20 protein-coding genes and 3 pseudogenes are annotated in these 24008 nt (G+C 39.8%); 16 read left to right on the plus strand and 7 right to left on the minus strand.

Annotated features, from left to right (window positions below):
- Positions 1-86 precede the first annotated feature (86 nt).
- On the plus strand, positions 87-905 hold the full coding sequence (locus RGE70_RS09500; RefSeq protein WP_310471222.1) for a DUF4437 domain-containing protein: 819 nt from the start codon (positions 87-89) through the stop codon (positions 903-905).
- 294 nt (positions 906-1199) lie between these two features.
- Here RGE70_RS09500 and RGE70_RS09505 read toward each other — a convergent pair whose 3' ends face one another.
- A complete protein-coding gene (locus RGE70_RS09505) occupies positions 1200-1955 on the minus strand; it encodes a hypothetical protein (protein WP_310471223.1) in 756 nt (251 codons plus the stop codon).
- A gap of 281 nt (positions 1956-2236) precedes the next feature.
- Here RGE70_RS09505 and RGE70_RS09510 point away from each other — a divergent pair, with 281 nt between their 5' ends.
- The 3 genes from RGE70_RS09510 to RGE70_RS09520 are packed head-to-tail and all read left to right on the plus strand — an operon-like array spanning position 2237 to position 4979.
- Positions 2237-3994 carry an aryl-sulfate sulfotransferase gene (locus tag RGE70_RS09510; RefSeq protein ID WP_310471224.1) on the plus strand — a complete coding sequence of 586 codons (1758 nt, stop codon included), beginning with the start codon at positions 2237-2239 and terminating at the stop codon, positions 3992-3994.
- Positions 3995-4004: 10 nt separating this feature from the next.
- A complete protein-coding gene (locus tag RGE70_RS09515; protein WP_310471225.1) occupies positions 4005-4745 on the plus strand; it encodes a hypothetical protein in 741 nt (246 codons plus the stop codon).
- Between the two features lie 48 nt (positions 4746-4793).
- On the plus strand, positions 4794-4979 hold the full coding sequence (locus RGE70_RS09520; RefSeq protein WP_310471226.1) for a hypothetical protein: 186 nt from the start codon (positions 4794-4796) through the stop codon (positions 4977-4979).
- Between the two features lie 547 nt (positions 4980-5526).
- Here RGE70_RS09520 and RGE70_RS09525 read toward each other — a convergent pair.
- From RGE70_RS09525 to RGE70_RS09535, 3 genes and pseudogenes are all read right to left on the minus strand, one after another.
- On the minus strand, positions 5527-5853 hold the full coding sequence (locus RGE70_RS09525; RefSeq protein ID WP_310471227.1) for a beta/alpha barrel domain-containing protein: 327 nt from the start codon (positions 5851-5853) through the stop codon (positions 5527-5529).
- A gap of 68 nt (positions 5854-5921) precedes the next feature.
- Entirely contained in the window at positions 5922-6614 is a 693-nt protein-coding gene (locus tag RGE70_RS09530; protein ID WP_310471228.1) for an SDR family oxidoreductase, read from the minus strand.
- Between the two features lie 128 nt (positions 6615-6742).
- Positions 6743-7916 (minus strand): annotated as a pseudogene (locus tag RGE70_RS09535) (MFS transporter).
- A gap of 191 nt (positions 7917-8107) precedes the next feature.
- On the opposite strand from RGE70_RS09535, the gene RGE70_RS09540 reads away from it, so the two are divergent.
- The 9 genes and pseudogenes from RGE70_RS09540 to RGE70_RS09580 all read left to right on the plus strand — a co-directional run bounded on the left by RGE70_RS09540 (position 8108) and on the right by RGE70_RS09580 (position 15698).
- Entirely contained in the window at positions 8108-8989 is an 882-nt protein-coding gene (locus tag RGE70_RS09540) for a LysR substrate-binding domain-containing protein (RefSeq protein ID WP_310471229.1), read from the plus strand.
- Between the two features lie 15 nt (positions 8990-9004).
- Entirely contained in the window at positions 9005-9169 is a 165-nt protein-coding gene (locus RGE70_RS09545; protein ID WP_310471230.1) for an alcohol dehydrogenase catalytic domain-containing protein, read from the plus strand.
- Positions 9170-9820: 651 nt separating this feature from the next.
- The gene (locus RGE70_RS09550; RefSeq protein WP_310471231.1) at positions 9821-10000 is read left to right on the plus strand and encodes a hypothetical protein; all 180 of its coding nucleotides are present in this window, start codon (positions 9821-9823) and stop codon (positions 9998-10000) included.
- A 33-nt stretch (positions 10001-10033) separates the two neighbouring features.
- Entirely contained in the window at positions 10034-10471 is a 438-nt protein-coding gene (locus RGE70_RS09555) for an MDR/zinc-dependent alcohol dehydrogenase-like family protein (protein ID WP_310471232.1), read from the plus strand.
- A 715-nt stretch (positions 10472-11186) separates the two neighbouring features.
- On the plus strand, positions 11187-12251 hold the full coding sequence (locus RGE70_RS09560) for a GGDEF domain-containing protein (RefSeq protein WP_310471233.1): 1065 nt from the start codon (positions 11187-11189) through the stop codon (positions 12249-12251).
- A 300-nt stretch (positions 12252-12551) separates the two neighbouring features.
- On the plus strand, positions 12552-13745 hold the full coding sequence (locus RGE70_RS09565) for an IS4 family transposase (RefSeq protein WP_310472882.1): 1194 nt from the start codon (positions 12552-12554) through the stop codon (positions 13743-13745).
- A 279-nt stretch (positions 13746-14024) separates the two neighbouring features.
- Positions 14025-14288 carry a hypothetical protein gene (locus tag RGE70_RS09570; protein WP_310471234.1) on the plus strand — a complete coding sequence of 88 codons (264 nt, stop codon included), beginning with the start codon at positions 14025-14027 and terminating at the stop codon, positions 14286-14288.
- 11 nt (positions 14289-14299) lie between these two features.
- Entirely contained in the window at positions 14300-14716 is a 417-nt protein-coding gene (locus tag RGE70_RS09575; RefSeq protein WP_310471235.1) for a hypothetical protein, read from the plus strand.
- 233 nt (positions 14717-14949) lie between these two features.
- Positions 14950-15698, plus strand: a pseudogene (locus tag RGE70_RS09580) (transposase).
- Positions 15699-15987: 289 nt separating this feature from the next.
- On the opposite strand, the gene RGE70_RS09585 reads toward RGE70_RS09580, so the two are convergent.
- On the minus strand, positions 15988-16554 hold the full coding sequence (locus RGE70_RS09585) for a helix-turn-helix domain-containing protein (RefSeq protein ID WP_375087842.1): 567 nt from the start codon (positions 16552-16554) through the stop codon (positions 15988-15990).
- Between the two features lie 128 nt (positions 16555-16682).
- Here RGE70_RS09585 and RGE70_RS09590 point away from each other — a divergent pair.
- The 3 genes and pseudogenes from RGE70_RS09590 (at position 16683) to RGE70_RS09600 (ending at position 19648) form a co-directional block, all read left to right on the plus strand.
- A pseudogene (locus RGE70_RS09590) lies at positions 16683-17672 on the plus strand (transposase).
- A 268-nt stretch (positions 17673-17940) separates the two neighbouring features.
- Positions 17941-18717 carry a hypothetical protein gene (locus tag RGE70_RS09595; RefSeq protein ID WP_310471237.1) on the plus strand — a complete coding sequence of 259 codons (777 nt, stop codon included), beginning with the start codon at positions 17941-17943 and terminating at the stop codon, positions 18715-18717.
- A 211-nt stretch (positions 18718-18928) separates the two neighbouring features.
- Entirely contained in the window at positions 18929-19648 is a 720-nt protein-coding gene (locus RGE70_RS09600; RefSeq protein ID WP_310471238.1) for a hypothetical protein, read from the plus strand.
- 1939 nt (positions 19649-21587) lie between these two features.
- Here the strand turns inward: RGE70_RS09600 and RGE70_RS09605 are convergent.
- Positions 21588-22880, minus strand: coding sequence for a tyrosine-type recombinase/integrase (locus tag RGE70_RS09605; protein ID WP_310472956.1), 1293 nt, complete (start codon positions 22878-22880; stop codon positions 21588-21590).
- 465 nt (positions 22881-23345) lie between these two features.
- The gene (locus RGE70_RS09610; RefSeq protein WP_310471239.1) at positions 23346-23849 is read right to left on the minus strand and encodes a hypothetical protein; all 504 of its coding nucleotides are present in this window, start codon (positions 23847-23849) and stop codon (positions 23346-23348) included.
- Between the last annotated feature and the right edge of the window lie 159 nt (positions 23850-24008).

Consider the following 24008-nt stretch of genomic DNA (forward strand, 5'->3'; position numbering starts at 1 on the left):
CGAAAGTGTATTTGAGATCCGCCCGTTTATCTAGTGACTGTAAACGCATAAAATACATTCCAATCAACAATGACTGAGAATTAACCATGAAACATTCAACGCAAGTATCATTAATGCTAGCAACAGCATTACTAGCAACACCAACATTGGCCTCTGAGCCGATGTCTAAAGTTGTTGCCAGCGAAGACATTCAGTGGGGATATTTAAACCCATTACGTGGCGAATTAAGTCCAGGTGCTGCCGACCTCTGGGGTGATCGTACAACCGACTCCGCAACAGGAATGTTAGTTCGCTTTAAAAAAGGGTTTGAATCACCACCACACATCCACAACATTACCTATCGCGGTATAGTGATTGATGGTCTAATGCACAACGATGATCCCAAAGCTGAAAAAATGTGGATGCCAACAGGATCTTACTGGACTCAACCCGCTGGTGAAAACCATACTACGGCAGCCAACGCTGAAACTAACCTTATCTACCTTGAGATCGACTCAGGCCCGTATTTAGTCAAACCATCTAACCAAAGTTTTGACAACGGTGAACGTCCTCTTAACCTACACAAAGACAACATCGTATGGTTAGAAAACAGTGAACTGTACAATATCGATGCCCAAGGTGTTAAAGCAGCTCATGTATGGCAAAGCAATGCCGAAATGAGTGGCTCTATGATAAAACTACCCAAGGGATTTAAAGGAACTATCACCACAGCGGCAAGTGAGTTCCGCGCTGTAATTATCTCAGGAAGTGTTGAATATACTTCAAAAGATCAAGCCCAGCATAAGACCTTACAACCAGGTAGCTATGTAGAATCAACAGGCAACTTTAGTCATCAGCTGAGCAACAACAGCGGTTCTGAAGTGACCATGTATATTCGCACTAACACTAAGTATCAAGTTAAGTAACACCTAAAAATAATTACATTGCTGCTCACTAACCCACAGCCGTTGCTTATAAATGCACTCGCTTATATTAAAATTAGAGTATGTTTATAAACAACTGGATGTGGGGCCGTTTATTGGCAGACTCAAAGTTTACAAAAAGTGAAGTGATTGACGAGCCCATCGCTAGGCATGCCATTGTTCTGCGTCAAACGAAAGGGCGCTTGTGCATTGCTGTTTGCTTTAAAGGTCACCATTTTGCTAATCACCAATGCTCAGTTTAGCTCTTGCTACTAGAGCTGAATAACTATGGCTGGCTTAGTGTTCATTTATTAAATTAAAAGCAGCATTGAGGTTACGTAACTTTTGAATTTCTTCGGTGTAATTAGTGTTAGTCATAATTTCAATTGATGACTTGTCACAGAAATTAATAATTTTATCAAAGTCGACATCAAAATGGACAACCCAATCTAATTCATTAATCATTTTTGTTAGCCTGGTTAATAGAATTACTTTTATATCTTCATTACCCATGTTGATATTCTTATTGTGCTCAATAAGAGAGTAGCCTCGTTCATACATTTTCATCTGTCTAATCATCATAAACACCTCATCTACATTAGAAGTGACTAATTTCCTATCCAATAAGGACTGAATAACGCCGGCATTACTTTTATGCAAGTTTTTGTAAATTAGGTCTGTGTCATAGATGAATTGATGGTCTGCACTATTCATCAAGCCACTAGCAGCTATGTAGTACTGTATATCATTATCAATATGGGAATATATACGTTTATTAGACGTAAAAACTAACCTCGAAATTAGCTTCTCTTTAGGGTTTAGCTCATCGCTTAAGCCATAACTGTTAGCGATAACTCCCCATCGAACTAGATTTCGGTTAAACAATAAAACATAAAAATCATTAACTGTTGAAACATGCCTATATATGCTTCCATTAGATAAACCGCGTTTACTCGAAAGTGTTTTAGCTACCATATTTATTGTTAAACTAAATAATTTACCATCATCATAAATACTATCTAGGCTCGATAACACATCTTCATAATTGAACATTTACCACTTCCAAAGTAACTCATTTATAATCAAATATTGTATCGTTACAGGATACTATCGCGCTGAATGGTTGCTCACAAAACACCAGCTAATAGTCAGTATGACCACCTTCTTAATTTAAACTAAAATCACATTTGTTTAGAAAAGACACTCTGCGTCACAGCTGTTCGGATATAAATGTAATTATTTACAGTTGGTTAAGTACTTAGGTTCATTTTTATTCGCTTCACATCCTCAATAATAACTGCAAATTATTGAACTGCAATTTATTAGGAATAGTGATGAATAAATCCAGTATAGCGTTACTCGTCTCGTTATTAGCAGTATCTTCTACTGCTGATGCCTCTCGAAAATACGATCCGAGCAAAAAGCCCAAAGCGCAAGGTCAGCTAGGTACAGTGATGGTTGATGCTTATGGTCTTGCTCCACAAACTGCAATTATCGATCTAGCCGGATTTAAAATCAGTGGAGCCAAAGTGACTGTTCATGGTAAAGGCACCGAGGGAGTCGATATCAATTACAGCGTTGATAATGAAGCAATTTTAACGCATGACGGCATCCCAATATTTGGGCTATACGCCGACTTTAACAACACTGTCACAGTGAGTTATGTAAAAAATGGTGCAAATATTACCGAAGACTATCGAATCTATACATCTCCTCGCCGAAGCGGTACACCAACGGATGGTATGCAAACTAATGCCCCAGTAATTGAAGTCGTAAAAGTGGATAAAAAATTTAAAGACCGCTTGTATATGGTTAACCACATTTTCGAATCTGCAAATGACTACCAACTATCCTGGCAAGGTGGAATGGGAGCTCAAAACTGGTCAGGAAAAAATAATGTGTTTGTAACCGATACCCAAGGCGAAGTTCGTTGGACACTCGATACTGAACATTTTGAAAGCTATAGGGATGTCAATAAACGTGGGATCATGATGGGATTCCATCAACTCGATAATGGTGATCTTATATGGGGTAAGGGCCAACACCTATTCAGAATGGACATGTTTGGAAAAATGGTTTGGAACTGGGAGTTACCAAGAGGTTACATTGACTTCTCTCACGAAATTCAATCAATGAACAATGGTCACTTTTTAGTTCGCGCAGCTAAAGCCAATTACCTACGCCCTGATGGTAAACGTATTCATACTGTGCGTGACCATATTCTTGAATTAGATGAAACAGGAAAACTTGTTGATGTTTGGGATCTTAACAACATTCTAGATAATCAACGGGATGTCGTCTTAAAGTCATTAGATCGTGGCGCGGTATGCCTTAATGTTGATTTAAATGAGTCAGGTCATACAGTCGAAGTCGAGCCTGACGCCCCTTTCGGTGACTTACCAGGTATTGGAGCAGGTCGCAACTGGGCACACGTAAACTCCATTGGTTATGATCACTCTGATGACAGCATTATTTTGTCATTGCGTCATCAAGGTGTGGTTAAAATTGGACGGAATAAAGAGGTTATGTGGATTATTTCTCCATCAGCCGATTGGGGTGATCAATTAAGTGAAAAGCTATTAACACCAGTAGATGCAAAAGGAAAACCTATTTCATGTACCGAAACAGGCGTTTGTGAAGGTGAATTTGATTTTACTTACACTCAACACACAGCTTGGTTAACAGGAAAAACATACAACAACGGCACAGTGAAAGGATTGACTATTTTTGACAACGGTGACGCTCGTCACCTAGAACAACCAGCACTAGCTTCTATGAAATACTCCCGTGCTGTTGAATACAAAGTAAATGAAAAAGACATGACCATAGAGCAGGTTTGGCAATATGGCAAAGAGCGCGGCAACGACTGGTATTCAGCTATTACCTCCGTGGTTAAGTATGAAAAAGATTTGGACAGTATGTTTATTTTTAGTGCTACTAATCACCTACAAACCAAAGGCAAAAAAACAGTCGGAACCCTAAACGAAGTGAAATACAACACTGATGAAGTTCAAGTTGAACTGAAGGTAGTTTCACCTATGGGTGGTAACCCAGGCTATCGCGCACTTGTTATTAACCCTGACCTGTTCTAAGAAGACAAATATGAATAAATTTATAGTTTTATCTTTATTATCTGCAACAGTAGTTGCACCAGTAAGCGCCACAGTATTAAAAAGCAATTTACAAGTCGGAGCAGGGTACGTGAAAGCTTTTGGTGATGGCGCTGAACCATCAAACCAAGATCAAAAAGCGATATTTGATGTTGTTTATGCAGCAAAAACAGATTGGGGGTCGTCAAGAGTCCGAGCTACATTGGAAAATCCTGGTCGTTTGAACACCACCCCGAAGGGATTTAAGGTTACTTCGCTGAAAACCGAGTCAACGACACTAATTCAACTTAAGCAAAGTTCTTTTTCCTTATGGTTAGATCACCAAACCAATGGTAACCAAAAGATTGCAGATAATCATGTTCGAGCAGGCATATCCTATAGTACTAATTTGGGTCCAATAAAATTTAGAACTTCTTTAGCACCTGAATACTATTTTGGTCACTCACCTAAAGGTGATGCTTATGGACTACAAATGTTCAATAGAACAAGCTTCGACTATCAATGGAGCAAACAATTTAGTCAAAAGTTTCTTTTCGAAAATACTAGTTTAAGAAATGAGCAAGTTCAGGAAGCAATTGGATGGAAAAAGCATGGTTACCACTATGCAATAATTAACAATTACAAATATAATGAAAAGGTATCTGCAAAATTCATTGTCCATTATTTTCAATCTTTTGCAGGGTTTAAATTTGATGCTGGGTCAGCGGTTATGCTGGTTAGATATAAAATTTAGCTATAGTCCCACTATCTAAGTAATTCTCAATTGAATGGGTTCTCCAATATGCGAATAAAAGAACAAACAGACGCAGTCTTACGGGGCGTTGATGCAGCAACAAACGCTGTTAGAGCTGGCGATCCCATTGCCAAGAAACCGGTTTATCTCGATGAAAATGAATACGAAAAGCATTTTATAAGCGGGTGGAACCTTGTCGTGGACGAGTATGAAAAGGGTGAGAATGTGCTTTGAGCGAGTGTTGGTCAGTTAAAATTAGTTAAGCAGATTATCCAGTTGTTCTTGCTAGTGTAAATGACTAAAACTGCTCATGGTTGCTCCTCACCTTCAAATCGATACTTATCATCTTGCTGCACTGCGAGTCTGCAGGCAGCAAGAGTTATTATTACACTGAGCAAGACGCGAAGTACCTAAGGATGCTCCTTAGCGTGGAACGCATAGATATTGGAACGCATAGACACCCGCCATTAATGGCACAAGTTAACAGTCCGCGCCTAAATTCGCCATTTCCGCCTTATAAAACTCTGCTTTAGCCAAAAAACCTGCCATTGCTAGCATATAGTTAATCACTTTTATCATTACTTCCTTTTAAAAATCTAAGTAGAGAGCGGATTATCCGCTCAATTTTTTATTCACCAGCGGCAATATAAGCTCGATCAATATTGAGTACACATTGACTTTTTTGTTTGCCATAATGGACCATGCACCAGTTGCATGATAAACACCGAGGTTTATAACTGGGGTCTTTCATCCACTTATTAGGGAGATCAGGTTCAGAAAGTCATGTTCTCGCCATACCAAAGCCTTCAAGGTTAGGGTTTTCTTTAAGGGCTGCCTCCATAACTCTAGGGCTTCGATTTCCTCCAGTGACAATCAATGGAATATCTATTCGAACGCCAATATATTTAGCATCCTTTGCAAAATATGTTTGGTCTTCTTCATAGTGAATATCTGGATAAGAAGGGCCACTTCCCCTAACTAAGTTATTCCAGCTAATATCTAGAGCGGTAAGTCCTCTTTCTACTAAACCTTTGGCTACATATAGGTTTTCTTCTTGCGTATTACCTTCAATACCAAGATAGTCTCTACCATGTATTTTTGCTATCACCGGAAAATCAGCTCCAACTAGGGAGATTGTTTATAATTCTCCCCACTTTAAGCTACTTATTATTCTGCTTACCAAGGTAACTGTGTGCCATCGTAAACAAAAAATGAACCGGAGTGTTTTGCCTTTAAATTATCGATGACATTAAGCATACCCTTGACACTTTCTTTCACTGTCAATTTGCCGTCTTTTCCGCCCATATCGGTTTGCACCCAGCCAGGGTGAATCGCCATGGTTTTTACACCGGATTCCGATAACTCACAAGCCAATGATTTAATAATCTGATTAAGTGCAGCTTTTGATGCTCGATAGCTGTATCTGCCCCCAGAGCGGTTATCATCAATGCTGGCCAGTATTGATGTCATCCCGATAATAGTTTTATCTTGCCCAGCGAGAATATTATTGAGTAAGGCTTGTGTAATTAACATGGGCGCTATGGTATTGACCTTTAACACCTCTACCCATCCTTGCTGATTCATATTGCCTAAGTTGTCACATCCTTCACCACTGACACCAGCATTATGAATAAGCACATCAATAGGTTGGTCTTTAAAGCTCTCTGTTAGAGTGAGGATATCTGTTTCATTACTGACATCTAAAGCATACGGTCGAATGGTTAAATATTGTTGTGCTAACAGGGTCAATTCATGCGCTGAATCAATATCGCGACAGCAGGCAATGACGTTGTAGTTGCGCTCTGCATATTGCTTTGCAAGCTCTAGCCCTAAGCCACGATTTGCTCCAGTAATAAAAATGGTTTTCATTGCGTACCTCTTGTCATTTTTGAATGTTGATTAATACAAATAAAAATAAATTGCGAAGAGTTGGTCAATGCGTTTGCATTGACCAATCCCAAACGGTAAGAGCGGTGTATATTTTATCAACACACTTTTTATCGCTCGCTTTCTGTACGCTTATCTAGGTGCCCACTAAAGCGGGTTAGAGCAAGCGCTACCAGTACAACTACCGCACCAACCCAAGGTGTATGCATCAACCCAGCTTCAGCGACAATCAAACCACCGCCCCATGATCCAAGTGCAATACCAACGTTAAACGCTGCGATGTTTAAACCGGAAGCAACATCCACTGCATCTGGTGTGTATTTTTTAAGCAAGTTTCACTACATATACTTGTAAACCTGGAACATTACCGAATGCAAATGCTCCCCAAACTAAAATAGTGGCAACCGCTGCGATAGGGTTAACGGCGGTAAAGTTGAACACGATAAGAACAGCGGCAAGACCCGTGAAAATAATGGTAAGTGCTTTTATTGGGCCCATTTTATCGGCCATTTTACCGCCCCAAATATTACCAATAGCAACAGATACACCATAAACTAACAAAATCACACTAATTGCATTAGCACTAAAGCCTGTTTCTTGCTGCAAAATCGGGGCAAGGAAAGTGAATGCTGTAAACGTGCCGCCATAACCCAGCGCGGTAATGGCATAAACCAGTAATAATCTAGGTTGAGTTAATACCTTAAGCTGCGATGAAAGCTTAGCTGCTGGAGGCTGCTTCAAGTTATTTGGTACTAATAAAGCACTACCAATTAATGCGATTAAACCTAATAGCGCAACAATTAAGAAGGTAGATTGCCAGCCAAAGGTTTGACCTATGTAAGTCCCAAGCGGCACGCCTGTGACTAACGCCACGGTTAAACCAGTGAACATAATGGCAATGGCGCTTGCGGCTTTTTCTTTAGGTACCAAGCCTGTAGCAATGGTTGAACCAATCGAGAAGAATACACCATGCGCTAAACCCGTCAAAATACGAGCAATGATCAAAGTGTTATATCCAGGTGCTTGCCATGCGATTAAATTACCGACAACAAACAGTGACATTACGGTAATCAATACGTGTTTACGGTTCCACTTTCCCGTTAAAGCAGTTAAAACGGGGGCTCCAATAGCCACACCAAGTGCATAAAGGCTAACCAGTAACCCTGCAGAAGGGAGTGATACGTTCAAGTCGGACGCCATGGTCGGCAGTAGCCCCACGATCACAAACTCCGTTGTTCCAATAGCAAAGGCGCTGAGCGTCAATGCGAGAAGTGCTAAAGGCATAATATTTACTCTCTGTTGTTCGAAAGTGACAAGCAATAGCTAATGTATTTATCGCTATGCATTTGCGGTGTTAATTGATGAACGGCATTCTGCATTAAAAGTGTTTTGTGAAAAATAGAGGTTTTTACAAAAAATATTTGTTATAAATGCAACAAAGCTCATGCGCGAGTAAACAAATAGAGGGTAAAAGCATGCGAACAAAATCTGATGACTTGGCTATATTACTTGCTGTAGTCGATACAGGTGGTTTTTCAGCTGCTGCAGAGAGCCTAAGTATACAAGTCGCTCGAGTATCAAGAGCGGTTAGTAAGGTAGAGAGTCAACTTGGGGTTACTATTTTAAACCGAACCACGCGGCGTACGGAATTAACCGATGAAGGACGCCAGTTCATTGAATCAGTGCGGGTAGGGTTGATGCAATTACAGCGGGCTGAGGAAGAAATTATTTCCCGTGGGGAATTGCCCAAAGGCCGTTTACGTGTCGATGCGGCTAGTCCGTTTGTGTTTCACCAACTGGTGCCATTGGTTCAGTCATTTAATCAAGCCTATCCCGATATTGAGCTGGAAATAACCTCCAATGAAGGCATTGTAGATTTACTAGAAAAGAAAACTGATTTAGCAATCCGTATTGGTGCATTAAGTGACTCAACGTTACATGCTAGATCGCTGGGTCGAAGCCCCTTATATATTGTGGCTTCACCAGAATATATATCAAAACGAGGGCTCCCCAATAAAACCAGCGATCTTGCTCAGCATAATCTTATTGGATTTGTTGCACCTAAGATTCTGAATGATTGGCCTTTAAAAGGTTTTAGCCAATTAGATCCTTTGATGTCATCAAGTAATGGCGAAACCATTCGGCAAATCGTTTTAGCTGGAAACGGCATCGCATGTCTATCAGGGTTCATGGTGAATAAAGATATTGCCGAAGGACGTTTAATCCCGCTGTTGGAGAGCGAAAAAATTAGCCATCCAAGAAGAGAGCAAGTCAACGCTGTGTATTATAAGACTTCTTCTGTGGCCAAGCGGATCTCCGCTTTTATTGATTTTATTAAGCCAAAGTTAATCCTGTAATCATTGCAAATATTAGTGCTAAACAAAGCCATAGGTATCAATCCTGTAGATTGGAAGTTTATTCAAGCCAACCCCTTGAATTGGCCCGACGGTCATGTGCCTGGAGTTGATGGTTCTGGTGTTATTGTACAAGTAGGTAATAACGTAGATAAGAGTCTAATTGGGTCTCGACTGACTTAGTTGTTATATCCGCCATAATACTTTTACCTAATGATTTTTAATATCATGTGCCATTTTTTCAACATGTGCTGAAGTGGCTACATTTGTCGTTTCAGCTATTACTGCTGCTGATTTCGCTGTAAATCCAACAGCTTTAGCGGCTTTATCTACTACGCCCCCAGCGCTCCCGTCGCTGTTGTTAAAGCGACTTTATTATAATCAGCATTTGCCAGACCGGTAGCAACACTTTCTCCTGTACTTGTTAGTGTAGATTCTATAGAACTGGTATCAACGTCGGCCGAAGCTACCACTTGTCCTGTTAACTCTCCAGCACCACTAGCAACTCCTCCAACTACGGCTGTTGAAAGAAGGAATGTCCCACCAGATAATCCCGCTAGCCCACCAAAAGTTGCACAGTTGCAAACTCACCATTAGGGTCCGTATATTTATAGGGATTATTGTTGGCGTAGGTGTAACGATTGAAGCCATGAATGGGGTTATTTCTTTTCATATGCCTTAATGCATCAACAGGATTATTGGAGTAGAAACGCCCTATAAGTGGGTCAGAGTAAACTTTTTAAGAGAGTTGATTGGCTTCTCCACCCTATCCTCTTGGCTTTTCTTATGGACTAAATCGTTTTTGGACTGAAATGGTTTAGTCAGACTGCTAATGTGGCATACCATGCATCACTTAATCGCCATGGTAGCTTTGCTGAGTGTACAGTGTTGAATGCTGAGCGAGTTATGATGCTGCCTGATAGTCTCTCATTCGAACTTGCCGCTGCGCTACCTTGCCCAATGCTCACAGCATGGCAAGCATCTGAAAAAATTCCGTTAACCAGCCATAGATAAGTCCTTATCGTTGGTTTTGGATCTGTCAATAATTTGCTATCTCAGATATTAATAAATGCAGGTTATATTGTTGATGTTGTCTCTGCTAGTTTGAGCGAAGAGCGAGCAAAAAAACTAGGCATACGGCAGCTTTATCGGGAGCAATATCAAGTAAATAAGAAATATTTCGCCATTTTTGATGCGGTAAGTGGCGAAAATGCCGCTTGCATACAAGATCGCATACCGGCGCCCATTGACCCTGCATTTACCCGCACTATTTCTTATCACGAAATAGCGCTTGGAGCGTTACATGATTTTGGCGATATAAATGACTGGAATGCCCTGATGCAAAACGGCGAAGCATTACTTGAACGAGTTGCTAAAGGTCATATTGATACTAGTGTTCCAATCACTTTTAAATTTGGGCAAATGCCTGAAGCATTGGAGCACAGTGAATTCACAAAATTAAAAACGGTAATTTCGCTGAGTTAGTTTAGATTCTTTATCATTTTTGAAGTATCTCATCACTTCGAGCTGTTGTTCAGTACTTAAATCTTGAATTTGGGAAACATCCCAAAGGGTAACTGGGTCAAAATCGTTACTGAATTTGGCTAGCTATTTCATAGGCCTGTGGGCACATTGCAAAAGCTCAGTCGCTACTCAGAACACCTTGAAAAATGCTGTCTGCACTTGCCACTAGAGTACACTCCACTCGTCATTCAAGCTTCAGTCAAACTCAATCAAACTCAATCAAACTCAATCAAAGTGCCGAGTTAACAGCACGCGCCTAAAACGCCTCATTTTTTCCTGTAAAAACCATGATTTAGCGATAAATTCACTATTAGCTTGCCAAACATTGTTCAGCATCAAGCGAAAGGGCACTCGTGCATTGCTGTTTGCATAAAAGCTCGTTATGTTATTGATTATCAATGGCTGGCTTAGTGTTTTATCACATCATGTGATGTAATGCCGGTATGTTGACCGGTAAGTTTTGAGCCGTTTTTGAAACTTGTTCAACGAATAAAGGCTAAGAAGTCGTGAAATATAACTCACAGAACTAATAAAAAATAACAATTTAAGACAAATTATTACGTAAAGTCTGCAGTTCAATGGTGAAGCCCGGTTGCTTCAGTACATATGGTCGTTATAATTAGTGGCTGTGATTTACCTATACTTGTTCGGGGCCTTAATGTTTAGGGATAAAACAATGGGGCTAAAAGAGTACCCCCTTGAGATACGATTTTTAATTATTGCTGGATGGTGTGGATTATTTTTCGCTATTTTAACTGGAATTGCCAATTACTTCCTCGAGCTGGGGAACGTAATGATTGCGACATCTATTGGAACAGGAATAGTTGGGCTATCGGTTTTATATTTTTCTCTGGTTAAGCGCTCATTTAAAGCGCCAACTTATTTCGGCCTATTGTCAATAATATTAATTTTGTATCCTTTCATGTGGTTCGAAAATGGGGGAAGTCGTGGGCCGATGATCTACTTTATGCTAGTTAACGCTGTGTTTTGTTCAGTGTTCCTAGCATACGTAAACCACAAAATAGTTATTATTGTTCAACTACTTGTTCTATATGCATTACTCTATCTCGAACACTATTTTCCAGGTGCAGTCACTCCCTATAAAGATGAGTTAACCCGTTCAATTGATCTCGGATTTTCATTTTCCATCGTTTTTCTGATTATTTTCTTTATGCTAGGCAGAATTATGAGTGAGTACAACCACAACATAAAGGAATTAGAAAAGGTAAAGACGGATTTGCTCAAGAGCAATCAAAAGCTAACCATCATATCAAATACCGATGAACTAACTGGAATACATAACCGTCGCCATATAATGTCGGCGCTAAATGAGCAACTTTTATTAAAAAAATCTCAAAATGTTTCTCTTATTTTATTAGATATAGATCATTTTAAACGGATTAATGACACATACAGCCATAGTGTCGGGGACGAAGTTCTAAAAAAAGTGAGCGATGTTTTAAGAAACAATGTCAGGAAAACAGACATATTAGCGCGGATCGGTGGCGAAGAGTTTTTGGTCGTATTACCAGACACATCATTAGATGATGCTTATAAAAAAGCAGAAAAACTTAGAGTTAGTGTGGAAACATTAAGCTGGAAATATAAAGAAATGCAGATAACCATTAGTGGTGGTATCTATTGTAACAGTTGTGATGAAACGCTTGATGAGTTATTGGAAAATGTTGATCAACGCTTATATAGGTCAAAACATAGAGGGCGAAATTGCATCAGCCGCTAATTTAGGCTTTAAAGATAAAGATAACCTCGAGTATTCTAGGCCGATAAATTTCGGCACTGGAAGCTTTAAAATTAGCAGTCTGACTGAACCATTTCAGTCCAAAAACGAGTTAGTCCATAAGAAAAGCCAAGAGAATAGGGTGGAGAAGCCAATCAACTCTCTTAAAAAGTTTACTCTGACCCTGACGAATCCCCACAAAAAGATATGAATAAATAATGAGATAGATAAAAAAGAGAGGAACATTCATGGCATTTGGTGATCAAATTTATCGCCAAACAAAAATTACCACGAGTAAATGCCATGAATGCGAAACAAGTTTTATCAAAATGCCTCTCTCTTGTCACCCCATTAATGCACAAAACTCGACGACAGAGTTTGTTTTCTGCAATCGAAAGTTCAATGAATGGTAGCTCTTTATCAATCACTGGCCTTGGTCGCGACATTGATAGTAAAGCCCAGGAAAAACATAAAATTAAGCGTGTAGACAGGCTTTGCAGTAACACCAAGTTACATCGTGATATCGAGTTCATCTATACCCGAATGGCCTACCTGTTAGTCGGAACAATGAAGCAGCCAATTATTCACATTGATTGGTCAGACCTTGATGATCGCAAGCAAAGCTTTCTCATACGGGCATCACTCGCGGCTCAAGGACGGTCTTTAACACTCTACGAAGAAATATACCCGCTCAATAAAAAAGAGAAGCCGAAAACTCACCTGCTATTCATGACAAAACTAAAGGCTATGTTGCCCAATGACTGCAAGCCTATCATCGTAACTGACGCAGGCTTTCGTATCCCTTGGTTTAAGCAGATTCTGTCTCTTGATTGGGATTATGTAGGCCGCTTTAGAAATAGAACACACTGCAGAAAAGTCGCCGTTCATCATTGGTACCCAGTCAAAAAACTCTATGTTCAAGCAAGCTCTAGAGCTAAAAATCTTGGCGTCTACTTTTTAGGTGAACAGACTTCTTTCAGCTCTCGTTTGGTTATCTTCAAACGCGAGTCTAAAGGACGAAAGGATAGAACTGCAACAGGTGATAAAGCTAGGCGAAATAAGCGGTCTCGTGCAAGTGCAGAACGAGAAAAAGAGCCTTGGTTACTAGCTACATCACTTTGTAACTCAAGTGCTACGGCCAAAAGAATCGTTAAGATTTATGCGACAAGGATGCAAATAGAAGAAAGCTTTAGAGATGTTAAAACTGGTCTGAGAATGAATGATAGCGGTACTCGAATAGCGAGCAGATTGAGCGTATTACTACTCATTGCTTGCCTATCTCAGTTTATCCTTTATCTGTTAGGTTTAGCCGTCAAAGCTGCAGGTAAACACAGGCAATATCAAGCGAACTCAATAAAGCACCGTAACGTGCTCTCAAACCAATTTATCGGCTTGAGAGCATACAAAGACAGAAAGTTGAGGCTGCTGAAGTCGCATTGGCGAACGGCTATTAATACACTGCAAGGCTTAGCTCGGGATCCACAAGCAAGCTATTAAATTCGTGGGGATCCCTCAGACTCTGACCCAACTTATAGGGCGTTTCTACTCCAATAATCCTGTTGATGCATTAAGGCATATGAAAAGAAATAACCCCATTCATGGCTTCAATCGTTACACCTACGCCAACAATAATCCCTATAAATATACGGACCCTAATGGTGAGTTTGCAACTGTGCAACTTTTGGTGGGCTAGCGGGATTATCTGGTGGGACATCCCTTCTTTCAACAGCCGTAGTTGGAGGAGTTGCTAGTGGTGCTGGAGAGTTAACAGGACAAGTGGTAGCTTCGGCCGACGTTGATACCAGTTCTATAGAATCTACACTAACAAGTACAGGAGAAAGTGTTGCTACCGGTCTGGCAAATGCTGATTATAATAAAGTCGCTTTAACAACAGCGACGGGAGCGCTTGGGGGCGTAGTAGATAAAGCCGCTAAAGCTGTTGGATTTACAGCGAAATCAGCAGCAGTAATAGCTGAAACGACAAATGTAGCCACTTCAGCACATGTTGAAAAAATGGCACATGATATTAAAAATCATTAGGTAAAAGTATTATGGCGGATATAACAACTAAGTCAGTATTGTCAACAAGAGTAGTGATTAATTGGTTAAAGCTAATCGTTATTTTTCCATGTATCCTTTTCACTGCTATTTTAATTACAGCATTTGATTATTATGGTATGGAATTTGCTATTCTTGCCATGTGTCTTCTTTCTGTACTTTGGTTTTATAGAATAACTTACTCAGGTAGTGATGAGGCTGAAGGTTTGTCAGTTAAAGTAAAAGTGCAGGTGAATGTTTTTGGAGTAAAGTTTATTACTATAAAGGTTAATGGAACTAAACAGGTAAATAATATAATCTTAAAAAGTAATAATTTTTATTTTCTTAATGATAAATACCGTTTATCCGTCAAGTTAATTCCTTTGAAAAAAGGTGGCTTTTCATCTAATTGCAAGGTTAACGTGCTATAGCCACATTTAGTATAAAGTATTAGCTATACTCCTTTTTAGTCAAAGCCCCTTGCGGGGCTTTATTTTTGGATGATTTATGCTCACCGTCTGCCGAAACCTTTCGGAATAGCCTGCCAATTGACTTTGGATCTGACGCTGATCTCGTTCAAAAAATACATAGACAGCCTTCATTAAATGGCACGAATTCCTCCCTCCGACTAAGCTTGCTTGATAATTTTTAGTTGGAGGTTGAAATGCCACGCCCTAGAAGAACCCTGGTGAGTCTGGAAGATACACCTTATTACCATTGCTGTAGTCGAGTGGTACGGCGCGCATTTTTGTGTGGTGACGACGAATACACAGGCAAGAATTATGACCACCGCCGAGGCTGGGTTGAAACCCAAATACTTAAACTTACTGAGGTGTTTGCAATAGATGTTGCCGCCTATTCGGTGATGAGCCTATTGCACGGCAAGCCAATATTGAGGACAACTGCACCGGACACTTTTGGGAAGGACGATTCAAATCCCAAGCCTTGCTCGATGAAGCTGCCGTTCTTGCTTGCATGACTTACGTCGAGCTTAATCCGATTAGAGCTAAAATGGCTGATACGCCAGAGCAATCAGACTACACCAGCCTCAAGTTAAGAGTTACCGCAACCCTTAAAGGTCAACAACCAAAACAATTATTACCTTTTATTGGTCACGAGCGCGAACACCAACCAAAGGGTATTGCGTTTATGCTTAGCGATTACCTTGAATTGGTTGATGAAACAGGCAGAATAATTCGTGATGATAAGCGAGGCGCAATATCTGCCAATGCCGAAAGCATCCTTAACCGATTGAATATCCCAACAGCAAACTGGGTCAAAATTGTTGTTGAATTTGGTCATCTATTTCATGGGCCTGTAGGCACATTGCAAGAGCTGAGTCGCTACTCAGAACACCTAGAAAAACGCCGACAGCATTTTGCAAAAAGCTGTCAGCACTTGCCGCTAGAGTAAACTCCACTCCTCATTCAAGCCTCAACACCACAGTCAAACTCAGTCAAAGTATCGAGTTAACAGCACGCGCCTAAAATTCGCCATTTTAGCCTTATAAAGCTCTGCTTTAACTAAAAATCTACTATCAGCATGTCAAACATTGTTCTGTATCAAACGAAAGGTCACTCATGCATTGTAGTGTGCTATAGAGGTCGTTATGTTATTGATTAACTATGGCTGGCTTTGTTTTTCTCCAACCATACCTGTTGCGCCTGTGATGATGACTTTCATTGTTTAATTACTCCAATCTCTAGTGTTTCATCTGTGATGATTTGAAGCTTCGCGGGGACATTCCGGTCTTGGATTTAAATAGCTTAGAAAAATGTTGCGGGTATTCAAAACCAAGATCGCACGCTATTTGGGTAATACTTAGGTTGCCCTCTAGCATTAACGATTTAGCTTTTTCAATAAGAAAGAGGTGGATGTATTCCAGCGCAGTCTTTCCTGTTTCACGTTTTAGTAAGTCACTTAAATAATAAGGCGATAGTCCTAGCTCCTGTCCGCAATATTGAACTGTTGGCACACCTTTCTCCAAGGGTTTATTACTAAGGTAGTAACTATTTAAAAATGACTCGAATCGACCCAGATAATCACGGTTTAAATCAGCCCGAACGTAGAACTGCCTGTCATAGAATCTCACACAGTAATTTAGGAGGAGTTCGAGGTTAGATTGTAGTAATGACTGAGTATGACGATCGATATTTTGTGTGTATTCAGACTTAATTTTTTCGGCGATATCGGTTGCAAGTTCAATTTCTTTGGCGGAAAGGTGCAGAGACTCGTTACTTTTATAATTGAAGAAGGTGTACCGATCCATTTTCTCCCCAAGGTCTGAGCGTGAGATCAGATCTGGATGAAACGCCAAACACATAGACACCCTTTATTAAATGGCACAATTCTCCCCTCCGACTAAGCTTGCTTGATAAGTTTTAGTTGGAGGTTGAAATGCCACGCCCTAGAAGAACCCTGGTGAGTCTTGAGGACACACCTTATTACCATTGCTGCAGTCGAGTCGTTCGGCGTGCATTTTTGTGTGGTGATGACGAATACACTGGCAAGAATTATGACCATCGCCGAGGCTGGGTTGAAACCCAAATACTAAAATTGACTGAGGTGTTTGCAATAGATGTTGCCGCTTATGCATTCTCTATCAAAGAGAGGGAGCAACCATCTGCATGTAGTGCTGTTTATCGACATAGATAAAGCAAATCAATGGCCTGACAGAGACGTTGTTATGCAATGGCATCAGTGTTTTAACGGTACTGCTCTGACGCAAAAATTTGCCAAAGGTGAAGTAATTGACGAGCACTTAGTCGCGCAGTTAAAACACCAAGTCGCGATTTACCGCTCACGCCTTAGTGATATTTTATGGTTTATGCGCTGCCTAAATGAGCCTATTGCACGGCAAGCCAATATTGAGGACAACTGCACCGGGCACTTTTGGGAAGGACGATTTAAATCCCAAGCCTTGCTCGATGAAGCTGCCGTGCTTGCTTGCATGACATACGTTGAACTTAACCCAATTAGAGCCAAAATGGCTGATACGCCAGAGCAATCAGACTACACCAGCCTCAAGTTAAGAGTTACCGCAGCCCTTAAAGGTGAACAACCAAAACAACTATTACCATTTATAGGCCACGAGCGCGAACACCAACCAAAGGGTATTGCGTTTATGCTTAGCGATTACCTTGAATTGGTTGATGAAACAGGCAGAATCATTCGTGATGATAAGCGCGGCGCAATATCTGCCAATGCCGAAAGTATCCTTAACCGATTGAATATCCCAACAGCAAACTGGGTCAAAATCGTTGCTGAATTTGGTCAGCTATTTCATGGGCCTGTAGGCACATTGCAAGAGCTCAGTCGCTACTCTGAACACCTTGAAAAACGCCGACGGCATTTTCAAAAAGCTGTCAACACTTGCCACTAGAGTAAACTCTACTCGTCATCCAAACTTCAACATCACAGTCAAACTCAGTCAAGGAACAGAGTTAACAGCGCGCGCCTAAAATTCGCCATTTCTGCCTGATAAAGCGCTACTTTAGCGAAAAAGTTCACTAGCAGCATGCCAAACATTGTTTTGTATCAAACGAAAGGTCACTCATGCATTGCTGTTTGCTTTAAAGGTCGTTATGTTATTGATTAACTATGGCTGGCTTTGTTGTCTCATCATGTTTAATGTAATTCGATATAGGGAAATTTAATGAAAGATAATATATGGAGAAGGCTCTATATTTTTACCCCTTTACACCATAAAACTGATGAAGAAATTAATACAATGTTCGCCGGTCAGTTTAAAGGAAAAGAGTTGCCTTTTATTAGAAAAGCTAATATGGCTCTTTTAATGCCAGCACAGAAAATAAATTATATGGGCTCATATTTAGTTATTGGAAATGACTCTCCTTCTATATGCAAAGCTCCTCAAATAATTGCCAAAAGGCTTAAGAATTCTGGTTTTACAGGTAAGCGAGCGAAAGTCGTATCTGAAATAATTGATTCTTCTGGGTATGAACTTGCTTTTGGGAGTTTTAGTGAGCTAATGAGCCAGACTATTTTTTATCTTAATGGTGAGCCTATCCCTCAAAGGGAAAGTGAAGATTCACCTGTATGTTTGAATTCCCTCGTCTTTTCTTATGCAACTTGGAAAGATATAACAAGGGAGCTTCACCCTGGATTTGGTTGCTGGTCAACTCCTAAAAGACATAGGTATATATTAAATACAATTAGGCATGAGTTAGGTCTCTATGACAAATTAAGCAAAGTATCGAACGGAGCTAGTGTGGCGTTATTTTGTGATCGTATAACTAAGACAATGCCTCTTTTGAGTAGTGCAGTAGCTGAATTAAAACAGAAAAAAATCAATAATAATGTGAATGTTTATCAAGATATAAAAGCCCGAAACTTTACTAAAAAAGAAGAAGAACAGCTTTCTAAATTCACAAAATATAGCAATAACTTATCCGACAATTTATATGAGTAATGTGTTTTTACTTGGTGAGTAATTTTATAGTATCTCACACATAACAAGGCACTTAAACGGAACTAAAACAGTGTGTTACGTTTCGCTACACATTATAAGCCGCGTTCAACTTGCAAGTGCACCATTACCACAAATCGGGTGAGTGCTAGGGAGTCAGTATGATGAACGTAAGTGAATCCATGTAAGGTCGTTAACAAATCAAGAGGTAGCAATGCTAGCAAAAGTTCAAGATCGTATTGGAGAAGTACATGATTTTCTGCAAAGACGATTAACCAATATACATGAGATTAATGCGCATCCTGATAACCTCCCAATAATGCAGGCTGTATTATATTCTTCTTTTATCGATGCATTAGGTGCGACCTGTTATGGGAGTGGAGTGGATACACGTAAACGCTTTACCCGTGTAATTGTTGAATATGGCCAATGGATTGAAGCTGAGACAGTATGTCCAATGCATCTACAACGTTTTTTAGAAATCTCGCCTGGATTACCCGATCTCAAACGTCGTATTACTGACATAGTAGATAAGTGGAGAAACAGCCAAGACGGCATAATTTATCTAGGCTTAGCTCCAACAAAGGATGATATAGCTGAACTATGGCCAGATAATGGGACTAGAAAGCATCATAAAAAAACACTAGAGCACTTCACCCACGTAAACTTACTGTATGGAATGAGAAACGGATTGTTACACCAACAGTATGCTGCAAAAGGTTTACCTGCTTTTCCAAGAGAACAAGAAAATGTACATTACGTTTTTTGGAATAAGTTTGATGAAGGCGGCAGACTAGAACTCATTCATCCACTTGAATTTTTGGCAAATCTTTGTGACATCTTGTTAGAGAATGTCATGAATGACTTCAAAATAAAGGATAAAAAGCCGTGGGATATCGGTTATTTTTCAAGCTACTTAATTGATGGGCTGTAGCGCTCTCATGCCCTTTGCCAGTTTAGATAAAAGGGTCGTAGCGAATTAAGGCTTTCGAATAATTTCTGTTATTTTTTCTAATCAACGTTAGGTTCACTAGAATTAATACTCTAACTAATTTCTGTCCAAAAGTGGGTTAGGGCAGTTTGATTTTGAATTCATCGGGAATAAATTTTCCCAAATTAGACAATGGGTATTCGTTAGATAAAATATCTTAAAAAAGTGCAATCAGTGAAAGAGCAGAAAATGGCTTTAACGTATAGGTTAATGATTCGAACATAGACTATGACTAGATAAGCTCGTTCAGTCACCAATACTCTTAATCTCCCCCCCATAAAAGCACACGTGCGACACTAGCAGTGTAAAAAAGCGAACTGAACTATTAATAAATAATTGATTAACTCTGGCTGGCTTTGTTTTTCTGAAAAGTGTTTTATAGACCTCATAAACAAAGACGCATTCTTTCTCCGACAGTATTATGAGCATCACTTATGTGCTTAAGACAAATATCCATTTACAACAATAATTTAGCAATGCTATCTTTGGGGAGGGGTGAATTGAGCACCCTAGAATCTTTTGACACAATAGACTGGATCGATCCAGAGTTAATTTGTTATTAACAAAATAGAGCACTTTACTATTCCGATAAACCCTATTTAACATAATATACATTGTGCGCACACCTATGGAGTCCTAGGTTTAGACTCGCGACTAGTGGTAATGGTTAAAAAATAACAGTTAAACCGATAACCAACGGCCTTTATATAGATGACCAATATACAATCAGCATAAAGTGATTTTACCGTATGTGCTGATAACAATAAGCAAGAGCCGTAATCATAAAGCGTGCGTTTGTGTGTGAATTCTGCAGCACTTAGCCAAGCACATTGATAAAGCAGCCACACAGCGCGCGCAGCAATAACAGCACGTGAGCCAGAGATTATTCTAGGATTACAGCGTTGCCGTTGCCACATTGGTATTGATATGTGTGGTGAGCAATTCGTATTGACTGGCTGGAGCTAATTCAGTTTTACAGCTAACTTGGCTAGTTCAGCTAATCTTGGCAAAAACTAAAGTTAAATTTAATATGGCGCGCTTCTATTTGATTTTGATAATTCACACTACGCAGTTCTGGATTGAAACAAGCTGAGCCATTACATGTCAGCGTAATTCAGGCTCGATTGCTTTGGCGGGCGGTAAATTTACCGACTAACTATGTGATTGGACGATTGACAGACATTGTATTAAATGCAAAAGACGCCTAAGTGATCCGTTGTTTACTTATTGGTTTTATGTCTTTTGTATGTGTGAAAAAATATTTGGTCGATAAAACATGGACTATTGTGCAGCTTGGTAACACTTTAGTGGTTATCTACCGTTAGCTTACAGCGCAACCTTAAGTACTAGGTCGATATTTTTACTAAATATTCATAGCCGCAATTTAGTGCAATTATAAATGCTAATAGTGGCTAGCATGCCTGTTTTAGACTTTTTGCCGAGATGCCGATAATGTCACTTATCGGCATTAACTGCATTGAATTTTTATGATGCCAAATATAACTGGGTTAATTACACATCCAGTTTAAATGCACAGTTTCACCTATTTAATAGGAATTGATGCTAACTAACAATCTGAAATTAACCGTAGAACCCTTGAGTTAAGTTGTTTATATACAATAACTTAGGAGTGAAAGTAACAAATACAATATCAATCGTCATGCCCTTTGTTGCTGACGATAACAGCCTAGATTATTTTTGATGGCAAATATTATGTTTGAGGTCTTTATGTGCTCAAACTGCTTTCTTGCTCTCTCTCACCTGCTCTTCAGCCTGTTTTTTAGCAAAGTTCATTGTAAAACTAATCCGCTTTAACGCCCTTTAATGGGCGTTTAATTTTTTAAAATCACAACCCTACTCTTTTAAACCAAACTGCCCCGCTTTACTCAATGCCTTGTAGTGTGTCTAACGACTTGTTCTGGCCACTTTGATGACGCTCAATTTGGGTGGTGTGTAAATACTGGGATGTTGTATCAATACTTTCGTGCCCTGCGTCTGCTTGTACATGGGATAACGGTCGCCCGTGTATGTTGATATCGTGAGTAATACCGGTATGGCGTATATTATGAATGCTAAGCTGGCGCATTTGCATGGCATCTTCTTTGAAACCGTCGTTTTCGGCGCTGATGGCTGCAAGTATGATGATTTTGTCGACTTCTTCGCGTATTTGTCTGATCCCAAGGTTGGCATTTATCGCACCAACGTCTCGACCTCGCCCTGCTGCTTTTTGTCGAATTATTAATGGGTGCCCTTCTTTTGGCGTTGGATAATCGGGTAATTTTAAGTAACGTCGATATTCTACTAGCGCGGCCAGTAAGGCGTTTGACATTGATACCGTTCGGCGTTTGCCACCTTTACTGGTCGGTATATGAAAGCTCCATATGCCGGTTTGTGGATTACGTTTAAACTGATCCATGATGGGGGTATAACCCGCCCTGGCTGACACCTCGGACACCCGTAAATAGCAGGAATAAATAAGCTTAATAAGGAACAAACTACGTTGATGCTGCTCTGGTTGCTCAACCGCAAGCTTTGTGACGGTTGAAATAACATAGGACCATTGTAACTCGGTGAACGCTAATTGGTTTTCACCGTCATTGTCGAGGCGAAATTTTTTGCTTGATGAGAATCGACTTTTATTAAGCCACATTTGGGCTGGGTTCTTTTCGACAAAGTCTTCACTCATTAAGTATGCAAAGAAGGATGATAAAATAGCTATTTTGGTCTTTAATGCACTTTCACTTAATCGATAAGCTTGTACTACACCGTCAATTTTTTTACCTCTAAATGGTAACCACTGCGGATTTGGATAACGCAACGCCGACTCTTTGTCGACTTTGAACTGTGCAACATTGTAAAAACCAATTAATTTGCTAGGCGGAGTTAGACAGTAATCAACATACTGGTTGATCTCTTTACGGCCCACTGCTGTTACTGAGATTTTTGCAACGTCAAAGCACCAGTGCAAAAATGTAGTCAGCTCACTTCGGTAAGCTTTATAGTTGTTTTCGCTGAATTTTTGTTCACTTAACCAGTCGGTAGTTAATTCAAATACCACACTGGCATCTTCAATGCCTGATAGTGCGATTTGAGTAATGTGTTGGTTAACAACGGGGTTACCGTCGTGAATATACTCAATTGAGTCAAATAAGGGTATTACGATGGGTAATTGCATGTTGGCTACTGATGTCACTATTTATCATTCTATATTAATCAGTTACTCCATAATAAAGTAGTGCTATAAAGTTTATTGCTGGTTTAAGCTGCAATTTTAACAATCTTTTATTGATATGACGCTGTCGCATGGTGTTTGACATTGGGTAGCACAGTGCTTGTGGCAATGGATCCGTTTTTCACAACACCACAGGCATAACTGCCACACGGTTTGCTTTGAATCTGCATCGAGGCAGTTGAAGTCAGCTGCGCACAAATGCCCTTGTTGAATAAGTTCAGCAATTTTTTTTGCTGAGATCTTAATGTTTAGCTTTTTCTCTATGTGTTGCATAACACTCTCTTAATCACTTTAACCTTATATGTGACAATACACCTAAATGAGAATAGTTATCAATAGCAACTCGTAAAAGGTAGAGCCACTTCACTTATTTGCTGTTAGTTTTTAGGCTAGTTAACGCTATGTTGGCTATTGCTGCTGATCTTTGTCAGCCAAAAACTCAAAAGTTGTAAATGTGTTAACTCCATTCTGTTTGTAACTAACAATTGCTTGCCAAACCATATAGTTACTACTGCACGAACCATATATAAGCGATGCGTTATATGTGTTTTTAGCTGTCTTAGTTAGATTGACAGGGATAACACCCATAAACATGTCTCTACCTTCTATTCTTACGCTAACATCGTCTAAAGGTTCTGTACTACTGAGTGTTAGACTTAACGGCTTTTCGCTTGGTGCGTGCCATGGGCTGATTGTTAAACTGATTTTATTGCCATTTTTAATTTTACTGCAGGCTGCATTTTTGAAATCACAAATGCTAGGGTCTGCAACCATACTGGTAACTTTTTTGTTACTTTTAGGTTCGCAACCGCTTAAGTTTATGGTGACGAATAGTATAATTATTGAGCTATAGAGTACTGATTTGTAGGTATTTTGCACAATTACTCGCTTTTTTATCAATTTTGTTAACATTCCATAAATACATTTGATCTAGATCAAGTTTTACATGTCTCTAATTCCTATCTTTTTTGACATAGCTCAAGTATCATGACTTTGCCTAGTATTTACTTCATGTAATGAAAGGTTTCATGTTGACATGGATTGCATTATTCCGTTAGGCATTCTGCAAAG

The organism is Shewanella youngdeokensis, from assembly GCF_033180165.1.
GTDB lineage: Bacteria > Pseudomonadota > Gammaproteobacteria > Enterobacterales > Shewanellaceae > Shewanella > Shewanella youngdeokensis.

What these genes read in the sequence shown, in the direction of transcription:
- RGE70_RS09500 (WP_310471222.1), top strand. Translation starts at nt 87, where the DNA reads ATGAAACATTCAACGCAAGTATCATTAATGCTAGCAACAGCATTACTA.
- RGE70_RS09505 (WP_310471223.1), bottom strand. Translation starts at nt 1,955, where the DNA reads ATGTTCAATTATGAAGATGTGTTATCGAGCCTAGATAGTATTTATGAT.
- RGE70_RS09510 (WP_310471224.1), top strand. Translation starts at nt 2,237, where the DNA reads ATGAATAAATCCAGTATAGCGTTACTCGTCTCGTTATTAGCAGTATCT.
- RGE70_RS09515 (WP_310471225.1), top strand. Translation starts at nt 4,005, where the DNA reads ATGAATAAATTTATAGTTTTATCTTTATTATCTGCAACAGTAGTTGCA.
- RGE70_RS09520 (WP_310471226.1), top strand. Translation starts at nt 4,794, where the DNA reads ATGCGAATAAAAGAACAAACAGACGCAGTCTTACGGGGCGTTGATGCA.
- RGE70_RS09530 (WP_310471228.1), bottom strand. Translation starts at nt 6,614, where the DNA reads ATGAAAACCATTTTTATTACTGGAGCAAATCGTGGCTTAGGGCTAGAG.
- RGE70_RS09540 (WP_310471229.1), top strand. Translation starts at nt 8,108, where the DNA reads ATGCGAACAAAATCTGATGACTTGGCTATATTACTTGCTGTAGTCGAT.
- RGE70_RS09560 (WP_310471233.1), top strand. Translation starts at nt 11,187, where the DNA reads ATGGGGCTAAAAGAGTACCCCCTTGAGATACGATTTTTAATTATTGCT.
- RGE70_RS09565 (WP_310472882.1), top strand. Translation starts at nt 12,552, where the DNA reads ATGAATGCGAAACAAGTTTTATCAAAATGCCTCTCTCTTGTCACCCCA.
- RGE70_RS09575 (WP_310471235.1), top strand. Translation starts at nt 14,300, where the DNA reads ATGGCGGATATAACAACTAAGTCAGTATTGTCAACAAGAGTAGTGATT.
- RGE70_RS09585 (WP_375087842.1), bottom strand. Translation starts at nt 16,554, where the DNA reads ATGGATCGGTACACCTTCTTCAATTATAAAAGTAACGAGTCTCTGCAC.
- RGE70_RS09595 (WP_310471237.1), top strand. Translation starts at nt 17,941, where the DNA reads ATGAAAGATAATATATGGAGAAGGCTCTATATTTTTACCCCTTTACAC.
- RGE70_RS09600 (WP_310471238.1), top strand. Translation starts at nt 18,929, where the DNA reads ATGCTAGCAAAAGTTCAAGATCGTATTGGAGAAGTACATGATTTTCTG.
- RGE70_RS09605 (WP_310472956.1), bottom strand. Translation starts at nt 22,880, where the DNA reads ATGCAATTACCCATCGTAATACCCTTATTTGACTCAATTGAGTATATT.
- RGE70_RS09610 (WP_310471239.1), bottom strand. Translation starts at nt 23,849, where the DNA reads ATGTTAACAAAATTGATAAAAAAGCGAGTAATTGTGCAAAATACCTAC.